Source organism: Leptospira levettii, assembly GCF_002812085.1.
Taxonomy (GTDB): domain Bacteria; phylum Spirochaetota; class Leptospiria; order Leptospirales; family Leptospiraceae; genus Leptospira_A; species Leptospira_A levettii.
The window spans coordinates 168963-189234 of sequence record NZ_NPDM01000005.1; the positions used below are offsets into that span (position 1 = coordinate 168963).

Genomic DNA, 20272 nt, shown 5'->3' on the forward strand with positions numbered 1-20272 from the left:
ATTTATGAGACGCATTCTATATGCAATGGCAGTGTTTCTCCGATTGGACAAACTGCACAAAGCGATGTTAGATGCTGTAATTGAAACACGAGTTAAAAACGCACTCCAAACATCTGACAAATTACGCAAAGAACAAGACAGATTGCGAGAAAAAGAATTTCGCAAACAAATGGAAGACCTTCAAAACAACCACAATAGTAGTTTTGAAAATTATAAATTAGAGACGGAAAACTTAATCCGTATCTTCAAAAACCAAATCCTTGTCGAAAAAAAAGAAGTATTAAAAGAACGCGAAGTGGTCAAGGAAATGCAAAGGCAAGCCATGATCCGCGAAAACAGATTCCAACATTATATATTACGATTCAAAGAAATCCTATTTGTGAATAAAAAGGTAGTGGAATCGATCCAAAGTTTGGTCAAAGTGGAATCAAACATTGAAGATCTGTTATACGAAATTGACAATTATGATGAAAGTAAGTTCATCAAAAAACCAGAAATGATTTTGGATACCGAGTTTCTAAAGGAACTTCACAAAAAAGAAGAAGAGATCAGGGACAATATCCTCAAGTTCCAAAAAAAAGTAGAGAATAGCTGAAGGGATACCTTCAGCCATTCGCCTTCATGGTATTTGGTTGCCCTGTGGAAGCAAGGAGTGCTCTCCATAATGTACTCCGTTCCGGTCGTAACACCTTTCGTTCTGCAATCGCAAGTGAGATTGGCATCACAGTGAATACATTGTTCCAAATCCCCACAACACAACCAGTACGACCTGCAAAAGCGGCATGCACTGCGTTTTGTGCAAGGAAGCCACAAAATACGGAATCCTCAGCATTGGCAGGAACAGAACGAATGATATAACTTGGATCGATGTACTTAAGATTGAGAGCCACACCTTCTTTTTTGAAGTACTCGGTGATTTTCTCTTTCATAAACACACCAACGTCCGCGAGTTTTTTATTCCCTGATAGGTCCTTTTCACCTTTGTCCTCAAAGTACTTTTGTCCCGCTCCTTCAGCGATGATAACAACAGCATGCCCTCGTCGTTGCACTCTCTCTTTCAAAACAGGTAAAAATGCACCTTCACCTTCTAAATCAAAATCTTGTTCTGGGATCAGGACGAAGTTCACATTTTTAGAAGCCAAAGCAGAGTTCACGGCAATGAACCCAGAGTGTCGACCCATCAGTTTCACAAGGCCAATTCCATTCGGTGCCCCTTTGGCCTCTTCATGTGCACAGTTGACTGCTTCCACCGCCTTACTAAATGCAGTCGAAAACCCAAACGTTTTTTGGACATAATTGATATCGTTGTCTATGGTTTTTGGAATCCCAACAATGGCGATGTCTTCTTTTCGTTTTCTTACTTCTTCTTGGATGGCCTGGGCACCTCTGAGAGTCCCATCTCCACCAATACAAAACAACATCTTCACTCCATATAAAAATAATGTATCCACCATCTCTTCGATCTTTTGGTTCCCACGTGACGAACCTAGTATGGATCCACCAAAATTCATGATATGAGCCACTTTATCAGGTGTGAGTTCAATTGGTCTGTGACCGAACTTTTTCACAAGACCTTCATACCCAAATGGAAATCCAAGGATCCTCGGAACTTTGTAACGATAGTGTAATTCCATCACAAGAGCACGAATCACATCATTGATGCCTGGGCAAAGCCCACCACAAGTCACGATGCCTGCTGTGACCTCTTCTGGTTTAAAGTAGATTTTTTCTTTTGGGCCAGCTTGTTCAAAAAATACAGGGCTTGTCTCAACCGTTTTTTTGGCATCTTCTGCTCCAGAAAAGATGGTTTGGAACAGGACAACGGAATTGTCCACTGTCCAATAATCATAACCCGCTGGGTTTGGGATGGTGCAAGGTCCAAATTGTTCTACTTTCGTATCGTTTTGATTCATCGGTCTCACTTATAACAAAAAAAGACAGAGAAGAAAGCAAATTTCATTGCCAAACAAAGGAAAATCAGGCAGAAATGCTTTTAGATGCTAAAAAAGATAGTTCTCATCTCCTTTCTCGTCTGTATGGCGAGTGTCACCATTTTAGCACAAGGACTTCCGTTTTTTTCTAGTTATTCCTTTACTGATCCTCGTTCGTCCCTTTTCCAAGTTGGCAATTCACATAACGGAAATTTGGCGATACTAATCCCCTTTCGTTTCCCTAAGGAACTCGAATTAGGATCCAATTCTGATTTTTCTAAATCGAATGACCCTATGGCTGGGATTCAGATTTTTTCTCCCGTGATCCCCTTTTCTACCTCAAACCCTTACCGAAATCCTGAAGGGAATTTTGATGTGAGGCCAGAACGTTCCAATGCGACTCTTTTATCATACCAACCGAATGTAACTTATGTGTACTATCGAAATGGATTCACACTTGATTTAGGACTAAGCATTGGTATGTCACTCAACCAAGGATCCAATGGGTATGTAGATGTAGCAGAGTCAAAAGTGCGAATCAAATACCGACTCAACAGGAATCTATTTTCCTTTATTAAAAATTCACGTTGGGAATTGTTTTTACAACTTTCTGAATTGCACAGGTTTGAATCATCTGATTACACCAATCGTTTTAACACTTCTATCCGTGCACAGGAACCTTCGCGTACAAACTTCGTAGGAAGGCAAGTGTATGTGACTCCAGGGATCAGTATTTCCAATAGCAATATTACGTTTGAAGGTATGGTGAAAGTTCCCATCAATGCGAGAGAAGCAGGTCGCACACTCGACGAACTTTGGGCTCCAGAGATCCAAGGAAACTTAGGCCTCAAGTACTATATGCCAGTCACTCCTAGTCGTACGAACCAGTAAAGGGACAAAATTCCAACCCCCCTTCCAAAAATCTATCGGAACTCAATCGTTTCTTTAATTCCAAACTTTCCAAATTGATTGGTAAGAATGAAACGACTTCCTATAGGGGAAGGATTTCAGCATCTATTGACACTTTGATAAACTGAAGTGCCAATATTTCTGGGAGTTGGCATTAAACTAATGTTTTGCGATTTTGATTAAAACATTAGAAAAAAGTTAAAGATCGATTTAATTATCTTACTTTAATTCCATTGGGTAGAGTTTATCTCTATAAATGTCGTTCAAAAAATTATCAGGAACATTTAAATTTGTAATATAATTATTTTCTGTAAAGGGTCTAACAAATAATATTAAAAGGCCTCTTATTTCAACAATTTCATTTTCATAAGTATATCTTTTAATTTCCTTACCTTGGCTATATGCGATAAATTCGGTCTTAGCATAAATGTCATCGATTGTAGGGAAAAGGAATGCAGTTATTGCAAATAGAAAAGTTGAAGTTATAAATTTGGCATTGATGATTGGTTTAGTAGTTATTTCAATTCTAACTAAATTTTTGCCTTTTAATTCGCTAAGATCATCTAATCCTTCAATGTATAAATTAAAATCTTTCATACAATTACAATTAGAAATAATTTGAGTAAAAGCTTGTCTATTAGCAAGGTGAACATTTTGATTTATCTTATAGAGATTACCAAATGCATCATAAGGTTTATAGGAAACTACGAAATTAATCCCAGAAATTTTCTTATCAATTTTTGCAGGGTTGTAAATCGGAAAATCATTTTTAGGATATGTGATGCAGTGACTCAAAACAAGTGTTATTAAGATAAAGAAAAGAATATTTAATTTTTTCATTTTAATTCCTGATGCTTTTTACGGGTAATTTATGATATTCAATTTCCTTTGCAGATTTGTCCAATAAAATTAAAAGTAAGTGTATTTCTTACCGTGATATTTTAACGGAAAATCATAAAATAGATCCACTTCGACTTTCTCAATCAAAAATCCGACGTAAGTACTCTTCCAAATTGATACGGATTGGCATGAGATACGCATTCATTCCATTCGCTGAACAATATGTGAGTACGTCCTTTGCAAACTTCACATTCCATTCCAAACTCGGACGAAACTCTTTTGGAAAATAAGCACGATTCCTTGATTCCCAATAACTTTGTGATTTTTCAGTGACCACGGGACTTACACCGATGTATACTTCTGTCCCTTTCAGTTTTTCAGAGAATATATCAACAAGTCTCATATCAAAAAAAGGTTGTGTCAAAAATCCATCGGCTCCTGCATCTTTCTTCATTTCTATGTAGTCAAATTCGTCTTTGATTCCAACGCGGTACTGGTCAATGGCGGCATACACTTTCAGGTGTTGTATTTCTTTTTTTAGTTTTTTAATGAGTTTAACCGATGTTGTTGGGTAAACTTGTTTTGACATATCAGTCGGTGGATCACCTTTGATCACAACCACTGAGGCAATTTGGAGTTGTTGGAGAGTTTTTACCAAAGATTCACAATTGTCTAAGTCAAAATCAATCGCACGAATGTGTGGAATGACATTAGGGAAAACTGGTCGAACCACGGATGCAACATCCCAACTTCTATTTTCAAAACGTAACAAATCGGGAATGTTAATGCCTGTGATTTGGTGAAAGTTATTTTTTACAAATCCTACTTCCTGTAATACAATAGATACATCACGTGGAACAACTTCTAATAGGATTTGATTCATAACATGTCTTATGGGAATTTCAGAAAATGACTTCTTTACTTAATCCTAAACAAATTTTAAAAATCTACATTCCTAAAACTCGAAATTAGCTTAAAATAGGTAGCAAAAATGTTAATTAAAGTTATACGCACTTGCTATCCTATTCTATTAAAGGAACTTTTCATTCAATCTCTAAAATTTCAATCATATTCAAAATTAGAGAGATCACTTACGTATACCTTTTCAAAAAAGAATCTTAAAATGAAAAATTGAATTATTCTTGGCAAGCATATTCAATCTGCCATTCCGTAACGTTTCTAGTGTTCGATGTTTGGGTTGAATGAATCGCAACATTTGTATTTGATTTTGCAAAACCATTATTATTTCGTTGCGCATTCATATTTGTATTTTGATTTACATTCGTTGTACTTCCTACTACAACTTCACCTTCTTGCAGAATTTTAACTTGTTTTGTTCCGCAGTTGGTTGCCATGAATCGATTTGCCTCTTCTTTGGCTTCTGCTGATTTTAATAACCCTTGTGTAAGTGCCACGGTTCCACCTTCACCTGGCCTGGAATTAACAACTCTTGCTGTGGCGCAGTGCATGATTGATAGAGCTAAAATACCAATGGTTATAAAAGTAAATTGTTTCAAGTTAAATCTCCTATTTTGGTTTTTATACTAATTTCTGAAATCGAAAGTCAATGCAAAAAGTGTCATCTCTTCAGAAATTCGGACTTTGTACAAACCGTTTCCAAGATAAATCCACATCCATTTTGGAAATATTCTCTTTTTTACGTGAAATACGAAATTGATGACTTTGGTAGATTGGCATAGAATCTTCGTTAGACGAAACTTCTTCATTCTGTGTTCCAAGTGGAAGTGAAGAAGGAATGAATGGTTCTCTCTGTTCTTTCCATACAATCAAGGTTTCTTCAGTCGGACAACTTACTTCCCCACAACTGACTTCTAAGATTTCCAATTCCGCCTCTTTGGGAATGGTTGTGTAGGTGGAAAGCCACTCGGCAAGTTTTGGATGAAAAGGAAACCCTGAAGAAAGTTTCCCTTTTGTTACTGATTTCCATCCATGCGCGTGAGAAGATTTTGAATCTACCATAGTGATCTCCATTTTAGCCCATCCATCACAAATGATTGTTAGAATATAACAATCATTTGTATGAGGTTTTATCCTTTAGACTTCCTGGATGGGTCGTAGTTTAGAATCGGAGACAACCAACGTTCCACTTCAGATTTTTCCATTTCTTTCATTTTAGCGTAAGGTTCTACTTGGTCTTCGTTGATTTTCCCAATTGCAAAATAACGCGCTTCAGGGTGTGAAAAGTAATACCCACTCACACTACTTGCAGGCCACATTGCACAAGATTCAGTGAGTTTGATGCCTGCATTTTTTTCGACATCCAAAAGTTTCCAAATTTTGCGTTTTTCTGTATGGTCTGGACAAGCAGGATAACCAGGTGCAGGACGAATCCCACGATACTTTTCACGGATCAAATCTTCAGTGGTTAAATTTTCGTCTTTTCCAAAACCCCACTCTTCTCGCATTTTATGGTGCATGTATTCCGCAAAAGCTTCTGCAAAACGATCCGCTAATGCTTTCACTAAAATCGAATTGTAGTCATCATGTTTCACTTCATAGGTTTTTGCTAATTCTTCAATACCGTGGCCTGCTGTGACTGCAAAATAACCAATATAATCATTTTTGTTAGTTTCTTTTGGAGCGATAAAATCCGCCAAACTATAGTTAGGCTGGTTTGACATTTTTGTTGTTTGTTGGCGTAACATTGGGTAAAATCCCAATGATTTTTGTTTGGTTTCATCTTCAAAAATTTCCACCATCTCCCCATGGGAAACAGCTGGGAACATACCGACAACAGCTCTCGGTTTGAGGTTTGGATTTTCCAACATTTCTTTTAAGATACTTTGGGCATCATTGTACAAGGAAGTGGCTTCTTTACCAATCACTGGGTCTTTCAAAATTTGAGGGAAACGCCCTTTTAATTCCCAAGCCAAAAAGAAAGGTGACCAGTCAATGAATGGTAACAAGTCATTTAATGTAACATTTTCAATAACCTTTACGCCCGTAAAACTTGGCTTTGGTGGAGTGTAAGAATCCCAATCTGCTACAAATTTGTTTTTGATGGCATCCGCAATTGGAAGGATATTACGCTCACTTTCTCTGGAATAAAACTCTTCGCGAATCCGAGCTTGTTCTTCCGTGATGGTTTTCGCATACTCTTTTGATGTTTGAGGATTTAAGACACTATTCATCACATTCACTACACGAGACGCATCCATCACATGTAATACAGGTTGTGAGTATTGTTCAGCAATTTTCACCGCCGTATGGGCAGGAGAAGTGGTAGCACCACCGATGAGAAGAGGTACCTTAAACTCCAATCGTTCCATTTCTTTTGCCACATAAACCATTTCATCTAGAGATGGTGTGATAAGACCAGATAAGCCAATGGCTGCTACATTTTCTTTTTTGGCAGTTTCCAATATTTTTTCGCAAGGTACCATGACACCAAGATCAATCACCTCATAATTGTTACATGCGAGTACCACACCCACAATATTTTTCCCAATATCATGAACATCACCTTTTACAGTAGCGATGAGGAATTTTGCTTGTTTACTTTCGTCTTTTTGATTTCGTTTTTCCTCTTCCATAAATGGCATGAGGTATGCGACAGCCTTTTTCATTACCCGCGCACTTTTTACCACTTGTGGCAAAAACATTTTACCAGCACCAAAAAGTTCCCCTACCACCTTCATCCCGTTCATGAGAGGGCCTTCGATGACATCAAGAGGTTTTGCTAAACTTTTCCTTGCTTCCTCTGTATCTTGGGTTACAAATTCGTCGATCCCTTTCACTAGAGCATGTGTGAGTCTTTCTTCTACTGATCCACTGCGCCAAACATCATCCTTTTTTTGAACTTTTGCTTCACCATGGAAACTTCCAGCAGCATCGATCAATCGTTCAGTCGCATCTGGTCTTCGATTCAGTAAAACATCTTCCACTAACTCGAGTAAGTCTTTCGGAATTTCTTCGTAAACTTCTAACATCCCTGCATTGACAATTGCCATGTCCATTCCTGCTTGGATAGCATGGTACAAAAAGGCGGAATGCATCGCTTCCCTAACAGGGTTATTCCCCCGGAAAGAAAAGGAAATATTACTAAGTCCACCAGATACCTTCGCACCTGGGCAAACCTTTTTAATCTCACGAGTCGCTTCGATAAAATCGACAGCATAATTATTATGTTCTTCAATCCCTGTTGCAACCGTAAGGATGTTTGGATCAAATATAATATCCGTAGGTTCAAAGTCTAACTTCGAAACAAGTAAGTCATAAGCACGTTTACAAATTCTGACTTTGTCATCTTTGGTTGCCGCCTGTCCTTGTTCGTCGAAAGCCATTACAATTGCTGCCGCACCAAATCTTTGGATAGTGCGTGCATGGTTTAAAAATACTTCTTCCCCTTCTTTAAGGGAGATTGAGTTTACGATGGGTTTCCCTTGGATACACTTAAGTCCTGCAAGGAGAACTGACCATTTGGAGGAATCAACCATAAAAGGAACACGGGCAATGTCCGGCTCCCCTGCGATTAAATTCAAAAACTTTGTCATCGAAGCTTCTCCATCGAGAAGCGCCTCATCAAAGTTAATGTCAATGATATTGGCACCAGCTTGTACTTGTTGTAAGGCAACCTGTACTGCTTCTTCAAAATTTCCATCTAAGATGAGTTTTTTGAACTTCGGAGAACCTGTGACGTTATTTCTTTCCCCAACGTTGATAAACCCTTGGTCTTTGGTAAGCTTAAGAGGTTCGAGTCCCGCAAAGGCACTGAGTTTTGGTTGTTCTTTTAAGGAACGAGGTTTGATCGAACTAACGGCTTCTTTTGCAGCACGGATGTGAGCAGGTGTGGTACCACAACAACCACCAACGATGTTTAAAAATCCTGCTTCACCGAAATTTTTCATCCAACCACCAAATTCTTCTGGTGTTTGGTCATACCCACCAAATGCGTTTGGAAGGCCTGCATTTGGGTAACAAGATACATAACAATCAGCAACACGAGATATTTCTTCAATATAAGGACGCATCTCACCTGCACCGAGCGCACAGTTGATTCCAACAGCAAGTGGTTTTGCATGTTTGATGGAAATGTAAAACGCTTCACCCGTTTGACCAGAAAGGGTTCTACCAGATGCATCGGTAATGGTAACCGATAGGACCACTGGGATACGAATGTTTCGTTCTTCAAATACCTTTTCAATGGCATAGATACATGCCTTTAGATTCAAAGTATCGATATTGGTTTCTGGTAATAATAAATCCACACAACCATCGAGTAATGCAGATACCTGTTCATGGAAACAATCAACTAATTCATCAAAGGTGACAGCACGAAATGCAGGGTTATTTACATCAGGAGAGAGAGATGCTGTTTTGACAGTTGGTCCAATCGAACCTGCAATAAAAACATCTGTTTTCCCAGTTTTTGCTTTGAATTTTTCGACTGCATTTTTTGCGCACTGAACGGCTGCTAGGTTTAAGTCCCTTACTGCAGATTCCATTTTGTAGTCTGCTTGTGAGACAATGTTGGAACTAAAGGTATTGGTTTCGATAATATCCGCACCAGCTTCCAAATACTCTAAGTGGACAGATTCAATGATATCTGGTCTTGTGATCGCAAGAACATCATTATTTCCTTTAATCGAAACAGGCCAATCCTTAAACCTGTCACCACGGAAATCATCCTCCTCAAGTGAGTGCCTTTGGATCATGGTTCCCATGGCACCATCTAAAACTAAGATTTTTTCCTTGAGTAACTTTAAGAGGGTTTTAGAAGAAGGATTGGTATATTCAAATTTCATAATATTTATGTATATAATTAGATCAGTAGATTAAAATAAAAGTGGGCGATTACTTTCATAATCCACCCACAAGGTTAATTATTTACTCGGGTCGGAACATTTTGCACCTTTGAGTGGTGGTTTTGTTGTTACGATTACCGGGAATTTATTTGCTTCTTTTGCGTTCACTTCAATTGACGGTTTGTGTTTTTCAGGAACATCATAGTCCGGAAAAATCGCATCAATCGGGCACTCGTATTGGCAGGCATTACAATCAATACAAGTATCTGGATCAATGTACAAAGTGTCCGGAGCTTCGTGAAAAGCTTCAACAGGACAAACTGCAGCACAACTCGTGTATTTACAATCAACGCAAATTTCAGTTACAACATACGCCATGAGAAACTCCCAAAGCCCTTTTCAGATTCACCAAAAAGGGCAATATTTTTAGTAGCGGTAATGGTCCGGTTTGTAAGGACCTTCTAAAGGAACACTGATGTAATCAGCTTGTTTTTGAGTGAGTTTTGTCAAACGAACACCCAACTGCTCCAAATGAAGTGCAGCTACCTTTTCATCCAAGTGTTTTGGAAGGCGATACACACCCAACTCATATTTCGTAGTATAAAGTTCAATTTGAGCCAAAACTTGGTTCGTAAAGGAACTAGACATCACAAATGATGGATGGCCTGTTGCACAACCTAAGTTCACAAGACGACCTTCCGCAAGAACGATGATGGATTTACCATTTGGGAAAGTGTATTTGTCTACTTGGGGTTTAATTTCTTTTTTAATAACACCTTTTTCAGAATTCAAACGTGACATTTGAATTTCTGTGTCAAAGTGACCAATGTTACAAAGGATTGCTCCGTCTTTCATCGCTTTCATATGTTCAAGAGTAATGATATCATCATTTCCAGTTGCAGTCACAACGATGTCTGCGTTTTCAATCACATCTTCCACGCGAAGCACTTGGTATCCTTCCATCACTGCTTGGAGTGCACAAATAGGATCGATTTCAGTAACGATCACACGTGCTCCAAAGTTACGAAGGGATGCTGCAGAACCTTTTCCAACGTCTCCGTATCCACAAACAAGAGCTACTTTTCCAGCAAGCATCACGTCTGTTGCACGTTTGATTCCATCAGCAAGTGACTCACGGCAACCATAAAGGTTATCAAACTTTGATTTTGTGACAGAGTCGTTTACGTTGATTGCAGGGATTTTTAAAGTTCCCGCTTTTAATTTTTTATGAAGTGCAATCACACCTGTAGTTGTTTCTTCAGAAACACCCTTGATGTCTGCAAGTAGTTGTGGGTATTTTTCATGGATAAAATGTGTTAGGTCATGTCCATCATCTAGGATCATGTTTGGACCTTTGCCACCATCAAAAAATAGTGTTTGTTCAATACACCACCAGTATTCTTCTTCCGTTTCGCCTTTCCATGCGAATACAGGGATACCTGCTTTTGCAATAGCGGCTGCAGCATGGTCTTGTGTTGAAAAAATGTTACAAGAGGACCAACGAATGTCAGCACCTAATGCGCTCAAGGTTTCAATGAGAACCGCTGTTTGGATTGTCATGTGAAGAGATCCGCAAATTCTTGCACCTTTGAGTGGTTTAGAAGTTCCGAATTCTTTACGAAGAGCCATAAGACCTGGCATTTCTTTTTCTGCCAAAATGATTTCTTCTCTTCCCCATTCTGCAAGAGAGATATCCTTCACTTTATATGGCAATCGTTCCGATTTTGTTTCAGTTGCTGTGGACATTTTGTTTCCTTATTCCTTTGTTGCTTTGATTGTTAAAATTTTAAAACTTGATTCTGTTTGGATTTCTCCAATGGATTCGACTTTAAAACCTGCATTCGATAACCATGATTCAAATAATTCTGGTTCAAACCCAAGCCATAAATCCGCAAAATTATCTCTCATGTATTCCGCATTGTGTCTCTCTAAATCGACAATACACAAAACGCCACCAGGTTTTAATACACGGACAATCTCTTCTAAGACTGTAGGTGGATGAGAAATATGATGCATAACCATAGATGCTACTACCGCATCGCAGGAGTTAGATGAAAGTGGCAAATGTTCCATAGGTGTTTGGATTAGACTCACACTTGGATTTTTTGCAAAATGAATGGATGCATTTTCAATCATACGGGAAGAGTTATCAACTCCCGTAACATGTTTTGCTTTATTCAATAAAAAAGGAATAAGACCCCCAGGCCCACATCCCAAGTCGACAATGTTTTCGCAAACAGGTAACTCTTGTAAAATCCATGAACGATAGAGTTTTGGGTGTAAGGTTTCTTCCTGTAATTTTTCCCAACTCTCAGCAACTCCATCAAAAAATGATTTCGATTTTTTTTCACGAGCTTCTAAAATTTGATGAACCATTTTTTGGTCCTTTTCTCTGGAGGGAAGTTCTTCTTTATAAGATAACAATAATTTGGTGAGCTCTAATGGGAATTTGAATCCAAATCCCTCTTCATCTGGTAAAAAACTGTAAACCAGACTGCCTTCGCGCCTCGAACCGATAAGCCCTGCTTCCGTCAGGATTTTTAAATGGCGGGAGATCCGTGATTGGCCCATACCCAAAATTTCCACCACTTCATTCACGGAAAATGCCCCAAAACTTAAGATATGGAGGATCCGAATCCTCGTTTCATCAGAAATCGCTTTCGTGGCTGCAAGGATTTGTGAGGCACTGCGGATGGATTGAAGGGTTTCTGTTGCCATTTCCAAGATATCTACATATCAAGAAATCTTGATATGTAGATTCTAAGCAACCAAAAAATGCACTGCCCCCAAAAATGGGGACAGTTTTCGGGGGAATCTAAGAGATTTTAAAGAAGTTGATCTTTCTTTTTAGGGTTTCCGCTAAGTTTGCGATCCCGTTGGCAGTCGCAGTCATTTCTTCCAGGCCTGCGGCAGTCCCTTGGGTGAGGTCATTGATGCTAAAAATAGCTTGGGCAACCTCCCCAATCGCATTTTTTTGTTCTTCCATGGAGAGTCGGATCGCCTGGCTGATTTGGTTCACCTTGTCCACCTCTTCCCCTACCTTTTGGTTGATGATGAGCTGTTCTTTGGTGCTTTTTTCAATGGTGTCCGTCATTTCATCAAACGAAGTCACACCCTGGATGATCCTTTGGATGAGAGAGATGGTGGTTTCAATCGTGTCTCGACCACTTTCAATTTCCTTTTCGTTTGCTTGGATGAGTTCACCTATGTCATTGATTGAAATGGCAGTTTTTTCGGCGAGTTTCCCAATTTCATCTGCAACCACAGCAAAGCCACGACCATATACCCCCGCTCTTGCTGCTTCAATAGCAGCGTTTAACGCAAGTAAGTTGATTTGCTCTGAAATATTATTAATGATTTCGATCACACTTCCAATTTCTTCCGAACTATTGCTGATTTTGGAAATGGAATTCCGCATCGAATCAAGTGATGATTGTCCTAATTTTGCTTCCTCGGAAATTTGATTCACATCCTGTGATGCCTTTCCCACTTGTTTGCCGGTAGCTTCAATGAGACTCGAAAGTTCTGCCATTTTTGCTTTCAAAAAATCAACTTTGCGGAACTGGTCTTCTGCTTGGGCATCAACATTTTGAACAGCAGCAGAAATTTCTTCAATGGAAGCAGAGATTTCTTCAGCAGAAGCAGCTTGTGTTTGCGCATTCGATGACAACATATTCAGCGATGCTGACATTTGTTCCGCGGAGGAAGCCAAATCTTCAGAGAATGCTTGGTTGGAACCAACTACTTCAATGATTTGTTTGAGTGTTGCATTTAGTCCACGAGAAAGGCGAGCAAATTCATCGGAAGATTCCAACTTTACTTTGGTTCGTAAATCTCCCACTTCTACATTTTGTAAAACCTTCCCAATTGTTTTCATCGGATGGAACCTTGCAGAAAACAACATATAAATGGAAAGTGCGATGACTATCGATCCAATTAAACTAATAACAGTTAAACCACGCAAAGAAGACAAACTTTCTACTTCAATTTCTTTGAGATCTATGGTAGAAAAAAACTGTAATCCATACTTAGTGCTGACTTTTCTTCGGAGTAAAAATGTTGAACCCTCCCAAGGGTTACGAAAGGAATCCGTTTCTCCAGCATTCATAGCAAGCTTTTCAAATTCGGAACCTTTAAAACTACTCATTAGGTATTTTGGATTGGGATGGTAAACCATTGTGGAATCTCGATCGAGTAAAAACGAATAACCAGTGGACCCAATTTTTACATTTTTCAAGAAAGATTCCATTGCCTTTCCAACTAAAAAAGGCATTCCAACAAATCCAACAACAGTTCCATTTGCATTTTTTACGGGTGTTGTGATCATGATCACAATCTGACCGTTAAATGGTGATTTTACAGCAACCCCAACATGTGACTTACCTTCTTTGGAGGCTTTGATGTTTTCGGCAACTTCGGGATTGGCCACAAGTTTGTAACCAACACTTGCTCCGCCAGGAAGTCCAGAAGCAACAATTGGAATTCCTTCCTCAAATGATGCTATAAAAGCATTTTCAAGGAGTAATTGCGTATCACCATAAGCTTTTTCCAAAGCAGGCACCGCTAATTTATAATTTCGTGTTTCTAGTGCCTGTTTGATGGATGGCAAAGAAGCAACGTCTTTTAACGTATTTTCGACTGCTTCAAAATAAACATTAATCCCTGCTTCATTACTTTGGTTAAAATTATACAATTGGTTTGAAAACGCTTTCTCCAATGCCTTTGCATTCACATTAAAAGAATAAATCAAAAGGAATATGGAGAGTACCATTACCATAAAGGAAAACATAACAGGTACGGTATTTTTTAAATTACGATAATAAGGAGTGATTCGATCATTGAGTTCTGATTGGAAGATATCATCATCGAGTACGATGTGAGATGCTTTCTCTAAAAATACAAATGAGATGATGATATTGAGAAGTGCAGTGAGAATCAAACTGCATATAATATAAAACCCATCCGATTTACTTGTTTCAGGTAAGTACAATACGGGAATAAAAACGATGGGGATGGCAAGTGCCCACTGAGATGCACCAACAGCAGCACCAATCACTGGCATTCTCGCAATGGTATCCCATACTTTTGTATACGTTTCTGGATTTTTTTCCGACTGGGACTCTAGTTCGAGTAAACCTTTTTTGATGGACTCTAGTTTTTTCGGGAAAATAAAACTAGGAAGCAGTAACGTGATGAGGGCTGCTAAGACAGACGCCCCCAAGAAGGTCTTAATCTGAGTGGAACTTAAATCGACATAAAATAAAATGAGAGCAATCCCAATTGGAACCACGACTCCCAAGGAAAATACTTGGGAAGCCATGATGAAAGAACGTTTGTAACGTTTGAACAAATTCATTGAAACTTAGACCTTAGCATATCGTAAATAGGATACGAAGTACGGCAAGGTTTTATGGTTTTCCCCGAAGTTTTCTAAAATGAGAGTTTGAGTCCTAAATTTGCTGAGTAGAGGTCTTTGCCACCATACAATCCCTCGGCGATGACTTTGAGCATGAACAAGTCCAATTCCAAACCCACAATCCCATACCCAATCCCTCGTTTCGAATTGGATTCTCCACTGGCACGAAAACCAAGAGTGGCATTTGGATTTTGGGCAAGGAGTTGTTGGTCAAGGACTGTCTGGTATTCTCTAGGAAGTTCCAATGGCAAATCTTGGTTGGCTGAAATGATGAAAGGGCCTCTACGAGAGAGAGAAGCAGAATTATGCCCAGAATTCCAACTGTAACCTCCCCCCACGATTAAGTTTGCTACCCAAAAGAGTCCAATCCCAGTACGTAAGTCCACATTGGTTGTTTGCACCTTTGTGTTAAAAAGAAAATTCGTGTCACCACCCCATTTTCCCTTTACACCTTGGAATTCAATTTGAGCGGCTTTCCCTTCCAAATAACTGAGACTCATGTTCTGTTCCATCACATGATGCCCCACTCCCACATTGATCCCATTCCAAGTAATGAGGTTCATTAAAAACCCTTCTTTTTCGACCAGTTGGTAACGAAGCATACCACCATACGAGCGTACGGCGATCCTTCCCTCATAATTTTTGTTATTCGATGCAGTTTGGAGTTGGTCTTGTGTGACAGCAACATTCATTCCATGCAAAAAAATTCCAAATCGACGAAGGAAACTACCATCATCAGTTCCGAGTAACCAACCTGGGTTGATGTCCAAGTGGATGGACGGTATGACAGCTCCACCAACATTCGGAAGTTTTGGGTATTTGATTAAATCATCTTGGATTTGGATATCGTCTTTTTTATAACCAGCAGCAGATGCACTCACACCAATTTGGATACGGCGGACAGTACCTGTTCCAATGTTACTTGCTCCTACATTGGCCAAAAAACCTGCTTCTAAATTTGTTTTTAATACTTCGTCGAGATAACCCTTCTCGAATTTTTTAAGTGTGGCATTTCCTGTTTCTGTGAGTTGTGAAGGCAAAAAACTACAAGCTGTTCCTTCGCAGGTAAATTGGGCAGATAGTTCCGTTTGTGCAAACAAGGTGACCAAAACTGTGGAAAGGAAAACGATTCTAAATTTCATATAGATCCTTTATTCTCTACTCTGAATCAACAATTGGAAAGTAATTTTCTCTCTCAAACAGAGACTTCTTTTGGTTTTTTTCCCGTACTAATCCAAAAAACACCTGTAAGAACAAACAATGTTCCAATACTATGTAGGATGGTGATTGGTTCATCCAATAACCAATACGCTAAAAATAAAGTCGACATTGGTCCAATGGATCCAACAATTGCTGCTGTTTTACTTCCCACACGTTTGATCCCCTCTGACACAAAAACGGCAGGAACAACGGTGTTCACAGTTCCCATAAAAAAGGCCAATAGATAAAATGAGATTGGTTGGATGAGTTCTTTGTACGTTCCAAAAATTAGAAAGTGAAGGAACACTACGATGGAAGAAATGATAAGTGCCCATGCCGTAAATCTTTTTGCACCTAACCTAGGTATGATGGACCCACTCCCCATAAGATAAATCGCATATGTTAACGCTGAAAGTAAGATAAAAAAAGCACCTAAACTAACGTCCTTAGGTGATCCCAATTGTACATCTTGACCAAATGCCAATGATACACCTGTATATGTCAGAATGAGTGAAAAAATTTCCCTAACGTGAATTTTCTTTTTCAAAAACAAAAAAGATAAAATGACAACGAGAGTTGGATAAATGAATAAAATGATTCGTTCAAGACCAGCGCTAATGAATTTGAGTCCAACAAAGTCAAACAAACTAGCAAGATAATAACCTACCACTCCCATAAGGAGTACATTCCAATAGTCTTTTTTTGTTAAGGAAGGTTTATCGGTTTCTTTCTCAGCGGACCATGCCATCCACAAAAGAAATGGGAAGGCAAATAACATCCGAAAAAATAAGGATCCAATGGCAGAGATTTCATAACGATAGGTCAATTTAACAACTACCGCTTTGGCGCTAAAAAGTAACGCTCCAATTAAAACAAACGCCACCCCTTTCCATTCTACATTTGTATTTTCTTTCACAAATCCATCCTGGAAATCTGTGAAAATCCCGATAGTTTAAATGGATGATCCGGTATTTGGTTTTTTTGATTTTTCTATTGGGAAGTGTTTCCGTTTTTTCCGATCAAAATGAGGAAATATCCAAACCATTGTTACGTGTCTTCCCAACGTTTCGTCCAGAAGAATGTGAGGATTGGGCCATTATGCCTTTTGTTTGCAAACGATGTTTGTGGGAAGGAAAACGTTATGCACAACAAATTCGTTTTTTCGAAGATGGACCGTACAGAACTCACGGTTGTTATACGGATAAAAAAGGGTTTGAAGTTTTAGAAGAAAAGTGAGGTACCGGGAATCGAAACTCCCGGTAATGGTAGCGAATTATTTTTTGACACAGCCCATAATGCCAGCGATTCCTGGAGCATTTTTTAAGCAGTTTGGATCAAATTTTCCTTCCATACACTGGTCGATCATTTTTTGTTTGCCTTGTTGTAAACCTGCAAGAACGGGAGCTGCTGCTGGGTTCTTTTTAGCTTCTTCCTCAATTTGAGTGAAAGTACTTGCAAGCGCAGATTCACACTCTTCTTGGGTATACACTTTGGATTTACAATTCGCCAAAAATAGCCCGAGAGCGAGCGCAAGGATAAGAGATTTTTTCATGAAAAACTCCGATGAAATAGATTTCCTGATAGTTTCTTTTTTACAAAGGGATTTGAAAACAAAAAAATGATCCATCACATTGCCATAGGAACAACCCATCCAAGCCATTTGGCTGCCTTTTATCTGAAGGTTCCAGGTTCTAAGCTCATAAAAGAACATTTTTATGAATCCGGATCCATTCGTTCTGTCTGGATCCAATTTGGTTCCATTCTCTTGATGTTGGAAGATGGGAAAAGGGAATCACCCAAAAACCTGGTGTTTGCATTGGGAATTTCAAAAGAAGCCGAATGGAGGGAATTTTTGGCATCCATCACCATCGTTTCGCGTACAGACTTTACAATGTATTTTCAAGATCCCGATGGGAATGGACTAGGTGTTAGTACCTACCCAGAAAAATTTCCACCTTCTTTAGAAATGAGTTGAGAAAACAATTTCCAAAACTATTTTAATCGTCACCTGATTGTAGGGAAACTATGTCGATCAAAAAGAAAATCATATTGATATCGTTGGCTGTCATCTCTATCATCATTGCAGGGATCATGATTGTCCTTTCGATGGTTGTTAGATCTACATTACAACATAATTTAGAAGAAGATACAAAATACATTTCCTCCAAAGTTACAAGTGACATATCGAACACTCTCAAGTCACCTATGAAAAAAACATTCGCCTTTCGTAAATCCTACGACAATGGGAATATCATTTCTAGGGCAGATGCAATCAATTATCTTAAATCATTAAACAAAGAAAACGACATTGCTTTTGCGACGTATTGTGGTTTTGAACCCAATGCATTTGATGGGAAAGATTCACTTTATAAAAACACAAAAGACCATGATGGAACAGGTAGATTCATTCCCTATATCTTCCGAGATGGAGATAAACTATTCTCTGAACCATTGAAGAATGTTGATGATCCCATTCAGGGAGAATTTTACCAAAAACCAAAATCCACCTTACAAACCAGTATCACATCACCTTACATATATAAGGTTGGAAAAACCGACATGTTCATTGTTTCCATCATGGAACCAATTTTACGAAATGGGAAATTCATAGGGATTGCAGGAATTGACATAAGTCTAACAACTATTAAATCCTATTTAGATTCACTAAAATTTGCGGATGGGGAAGGCAAAATCACTCTGATCTCAGACAATCATTTGGTTTTATATGATGGGTTTACCCACCTTTCAGAAGGATTAGATTTTCGATCAGCAGCAGATCCCTATTTTTATGATCGAATCAAAAACAATGATACAAACATTTACGAATTTAATGATTACTTCCATGTGGCAGTTCCCATCTCCATTATAGAAAAAAACGATCCTTGGTTTGCCCGTATTTCTGTCCCCAAATCCCAAATCCAATCCACTCTCAATTCCATCATCATTGTGACCATTGGACTTGGGATCTTAGGAGTCACTCTTTCCATTTTATCAATTTACTTTAGTTTCCAAAAGTTAGTGGATCGACGTATCCAATCCATCAATGCATCTACCACAAAAGTAGCTTCAGGGGATTTAAGGCACCTCATCCAAATTGACCAGATGGATGAATTGGGTAGTATCATGGTTACTTTAAACCAAATGATCGAACACTTGCGAAAACTAATTCGGATTGCACAAAAATCATCTGGCAAAATTAGCGAAACAACTGAAAAAATTCAAAATACAATCACAGAACTGACTGATTTAGCCCAAAACCAAGCAGCCTCTTCCGAAGAAGCAAGTGCCACAGTAGAAGAGTTAAATGCTTCTTCTGAAACAATCCATAGCAATGTATTAAGTGCTGTTGAAAATACAGAAACCATTCACCAATCGTTAGGTGACATCCAAAACCTAATGAAAAAAATATTAGAAAAAGTGAATACGTTTGGAGAAATTTCCGTTCGAGCCAATCAGAATGCAGAAGAAGGTCGTTCGATGGCAAAGGAAACATCTCTAGCAATCAGAGAAATCCAAGAAAAATCCAAAACCATCACTGCTTTTTCGAATGTAATCTCAGATATTGCAAAACGCACAGGTTTACTTGCATTAAATGCTGCGATTGAAGCTGCAAGGGCAGGTGAATCAGGGAAAGGATTTGCTGTGGTGGCAGAAGAGATCACAAAGTTAGCAAGCCAATCTGCAGAATCGGTATCCCAAATTAATACACTTTCCGAAGAGGCATTGGACTCTATTGAACGTGGGAACCAACAAGTGGAAAGGTTGGTGGAAGTATTAAAAAAAATCACAGATGAAGTGTCACTCATCTTCATCTCTTCCAATGAAATTGGTCCTCTCATAGAAGACCAAAGTTCACGCACGGAAAGTATTTACACAGAAGTGGTTGAAATCACAGAACAAGTTAAGTCGATCCAACTTTCTACAGAAGAACAACAAAGAGCAACCAACGAATTGGCCAATATGACAATTAATATTTCAAATGGATCTCAGGTACTTTCAGACCAATCTTCTTCTATGGCAGAAAATGCAGAAAGATTGGGACAGGTGACAAATACTTTAGATGAGTTATTAAAAACCTTTCGGATCGAAAAAGAAGTGTAAAGAAGAAGTACTTTCCAAGCGACTGCAAATAGCCCGAAGGAGACCACCCATTCGGAACTTGGAAAGACTGTGTCTGGTCGGTTTTGCAACAAAGCACAGGCGTTATTGCC

General features: G+C 38.9%; 18 protein-coding genes. 5 read left to right on the forward strand and 13 right to left on the reverse strand.

Features of this window, described 5'->3' with window-relative positions:
* Positions 1 to 4: 4 nt before the first annotated feature.
* Positions 5 to 595, forward strand: a complete 591-nt coding sequence (locus CH354_RS14780) for a hypothetical protein (protein WP_100715872.1) — start codon at positions 5 to 7, stop codon at positions 593 to 595.
* A 10-nt stretch (positions 596 to 605) separates the two neighbouring features.
* On the opposite strand, the gene CH354_RS14785 is transcribed toward CH354_RS14780, so the two are convergent.
* Positions 606 to 1913, reverse strand: a complete 1308-nt coding sequence (locus CH354_RS14785) for an ATP-dependent 6-phosphofructokinase (RefSeq protein WP_100727948.1) — start codon at positions 1911 to 1913, stop codon at positions 606 to 608.
* An 84-nt stretch (positions 1914 to 1997) separates the two neighbouring features.
* On the opposite strand from CH354_RS14785, the gene CH354_RS14790 reads away from it, so the two are divergent.
* Positions 1998 to 2822, forward strand: coding sequence for a hypothetical protein (locus CH354_RS14790; RefSeq protein ID WP_100727949.1), 825 nt, complete (start codon positions 1998 to 2000; stop codon positions 2820 to 2822).
* 237 nt (positions 2823 to 3059) lie between these two features.
* Here CH354_RS14790 and CH354_RS14795 read toward each other — a convergent pair whose 3' ends face one another.
* From CH354_RS14795 to CH354_RS14845, 11 genes are all read right to left on the reverse strand, one after another.
* A complete protein-coding gene (locus tag CH354_RS14795) occupies positions 3060 to 3680 on the reverse strand; it encodes a hypothetical protein (protein ID WP_100729037.1) in 621 nt (206 codons plus the stop codon).
* Between the two features lie 139 nt (positions 3681 to 3819).
* Positions 3820 to 4563 carry a methylenetetrahydrofolate reductase gene (locus tag CH354_RS14800; RefSeq protein WP_100727684.1) on the reverse strand — a complete coding sequence of 248 codons (744 nt, stop codon included), beginning with the start codon at positions 4561 to 4563 and terminating at the stop codon, positions 3820 to 3822.
* A gap of 253 nt (positions 4564 to 4816) precedes the next feature.
* Positions 4817 to 5197 carry a hypothetical protein gene (locus CH354_RS14805; RefSeq protein WP_100727685.1) on the reverse strand — a complete coding sequence of 127 codons (381 nt, stop codon included), beginning with the start codon at positions 5195 to 5197 and terminating at the stop codon, positions 4817 to 4819.
* Between the two features lie 70 nt (positions 5198 to 5267).
* Positions 5268 to 5660, reverse strand: coding sequence for a hypothetical protein (locus CH354_RS14810; protein ID WP_100727686.1), 393 nt, complete (start codon positions 5658 to 5660; stop codon positions 5268 to 5270).
* Between the two features lie 68 nt (positions 5661 to 5728).
* Complete coding sequence (metH, locus tag CH354_RS14815; protein WP_100727687.1) at positions 5729 to 9445, reverse strand: methionine synthase; 3717 nt, start codon at positions 9443 to 9445, stop codon at positions 5729 to 5731.
* A gap of 78 nt (positions 9446 to 9523) precedes the next feature.
* Complete coding sequence (locus CH354_RS14820; RefSeq protein ID WP_002980754.1) at positions 9524 to 9823, reverse strand: ferredoxin family protein; 300 nt, start codon at positions 9821 to 9823, stop codon at positions 9524 to 9526.
* Positions 9824 to 9871: 48 nt separating this feature from the next.
* A complete protein-coding gene (gene ahcY / locus CH354_RS14825; protein ID WP_100727688.1) occupies positions 9872 to 11191 on the reverse strand; it encodes an adenosylhomocysteinase in 1320 nt (439 codons plus the stop codon).
* A gap of 9 nt (positions 11192 to 11200) precedes the next feature.
* Positions 11201 to 12163 (reverse strand): ArsR/SmtB family transcription factor, encoded by a 963-nt coding sequence (locus CH354_RS14830; RefSeq protein ID WP_100727689.1) that lies wholly within the window; start codon positions 12161 to 12163, stop codon positions 11201 to 11203.
* A 97-nt stretch (positions 12164 to 12260) separates the two neighbouring features.
* Positions 12261 to 14801 (reverse strand): methyl-accepting chemotaxis protein, encoded by a 2541-nt coding sequence (locus CH354_RS14835; RefSeq protein ID WP_100727690.1) that lies wholly within the window; start codon positions 14799 to 14801, stop codon positions 12261 to 12263.
* 74 nt (positions 14802 to 14875) lie between these two features.
* Positions 14876 to 16003 (reverse strand): Lsa36 family surface (lipo)protein, encoded by a 1128-nt coding sequence (locus tag CH354_RS14840; RefSeq protein WP_100715859.1) that lies wholly within the window; start codon positions 16001 to 16003, stop codon positions 14876 to 14878.
* A gap of 53 nt (positions 16004 to 16056) precedes the next feature.
* On the reverse strand, positions 16057 to 16977 hold the full coding sequence (locus tag CH354_RS14845; protein WP_100715858.1) for a DMT family transporter: 921 nt from the start codon (positions 16975 to 16977) through the stop codon (positions 16057 to 16059).
* A gap of 44 nt (positions 16978 to 17021) precedes the next feature.
* Between CH354_RS14845 and CH354_RS14850 the strand changes: the two genes are divergently transcribed.
* Entirely contained in the window at positions 17022 to 17297 is a 276-nt protein-coding gene (locus tag CH354_RS14850) for a hypothetical protein (RefSeq protein WP_100727691.1), read from the forward strand.
* 37 nt (positions 17298 to 17334) lie between these two features.
* On the opposite strand, the gene CH354_RS14855 is transcribed toward CH354_RS14850, so the two are convergent.
* The gene (locus CH354_RS14855; protein WP_012476661.1) at positions 17335 to 17613 is read right to left on the reverse strand and encodes a TIGR04454 family lipoprotein; all 279 of its coding nucleotides are present in this window, start codon (positions 17611 to 17613) and stop codon (positions 17335 to 17337) included.
* A 66-nt stretch (positions 17614 to 17679) separates the two neighbouring features.
* On the opposite strand from CH354_RS14855, the gene CH354_RS14860 reads away from it, so the two are divergent.
* Together CH354_RS14860 and CH354_RS14865 are read left to right on the forward strand one after the other, a co-directional pair.
* Positions 17680 to 18036, forward strand: coding sequence for a VOC family protein (locus CH354_RS14860; RefSeq protein ID WP_100727692.1), 357 nt, complete (start codon positions 17680 to 17682; stop codon positions 18034 to 18036).
* Positions 18037 to 18086: 50 nt separating this feature from the next.
* On the forward strand, positions 18087 to 20162 hold the full coding sequence (locus tag CH354_RS14865) for a methyl-accepting chemotaxis protein (protein WP_100727693.1): 2076 nt from the start codon (positions 18087 to 18089) through the stop codon (positions 20160 to 20162).
* The last annotated feature ends 110 nt before the right edge of the window (positions 20163 to 20272 follow it).

Coding starts and splice junctions, on each gene's coding strand:
- CH354_RS14840 (WP_100715859.1), bottom strand. CDS start 16,003: ATGAAATTTAGAATCGTTTTCCTTTCCACAGTTTTGGTCACCTTGTTT.
- CH354_RS14780 (WP_100715872.1), top strand. CDS start 5: ATGAGACGCATTCTATATGCAATGGCAGTGTTTCTCCGATTGGACAAA.
- CH354_RS14800 (WP_100727684.1), bottom strand. CDS start 4,563: ATGAATCAAATCCTATTAGAAGTTGTTCCACGTGATGTATCTATTGTA.
- CH354_RS14820 (WP_002980754.1), bottom strand. CDS start 9,823: ATGGCGTATGTTGTAACTGAAATTTGCGTTGATTGTAAATACACGAGT.
- CH354_RS14865 (WP_100727693.1), top strand. CDS start 18,087: ATGTCGATCAAAAAGAAAATCATATTGATATCGTTGGCTGTCATCTCT.
- CH354_RS14860 (WP_100727692.1), top strand. CDS start 17,680: ATGATCCATCACATTGCCATAGGAACAACCCATCCAAGCCATTTGGCT.
- CH354_RS14850 (WP_100727691.1), top strand. CDS start 17,022: ATGATCCGGTATTTGGTTTTTTTGATTTTTCTATTGGGAAGTGTTTCC.
- CH354_RS14810 (WP_100727686.1), bottom strand. CDS start 5,660: ATGGTAGATTCAAAATCTTCTCACGCGCATGGATGGAAATCAGTAACA.
- CH354_RS14785 (WP_100727948.1), bottom strand. CDS start 1,913: ATGAATCAAAACGATACGAAAGTAGAACAATTTGGACCTTGCACCATC.
- CH354_RS14835 (WP_100727690.1), bottom strand. CDS start 14,801: ATGAATTTGTTCAAACGTTACAAACGTTCTTTCATCATGGCTTCCCAA.
- ahcY (WP_100727688.1), bottom strand. CDS start 11,191: ATGTCCACAGCAACTGAAACAAAATCGGAACGATTGCCATATAAAGTG.
- CH354_RS14795 (WP_100729037.1), bottom strand. CDS start 3,680: ATGAAAAAATTAAATATTCTTTTCTTTATCTTAATAACACTTGTTTTG.
- CH354_RS14790 (WP_100727949.1), top strand. CDS start 1,998: ATGCTAAAAAAGATAGTTCTCATCTCCTTTCTCGTCTGTATGGCGAGT.
- CH354_RS14855 (WP_012476661.1), bottom strand. CDS start 17,613: ATGAAAAAATCTCTTATCCTTGCGCTCGCTCTCGGGCTATTTTTGGCG.
- CH354_RS14830 (WP_100727689.1), bottom strand. CDS start 12,163: ATGGCAACAGAAACCCTTCAATCCATCCGCAGTGCCTCACAAATCCTT.
- metH (WP_100727687.1), bottom strand. CDS start 9,445: ATGAAATTTGAATATACCAATCCTTCTTCTAAAACCCTCTTAAAGTTA.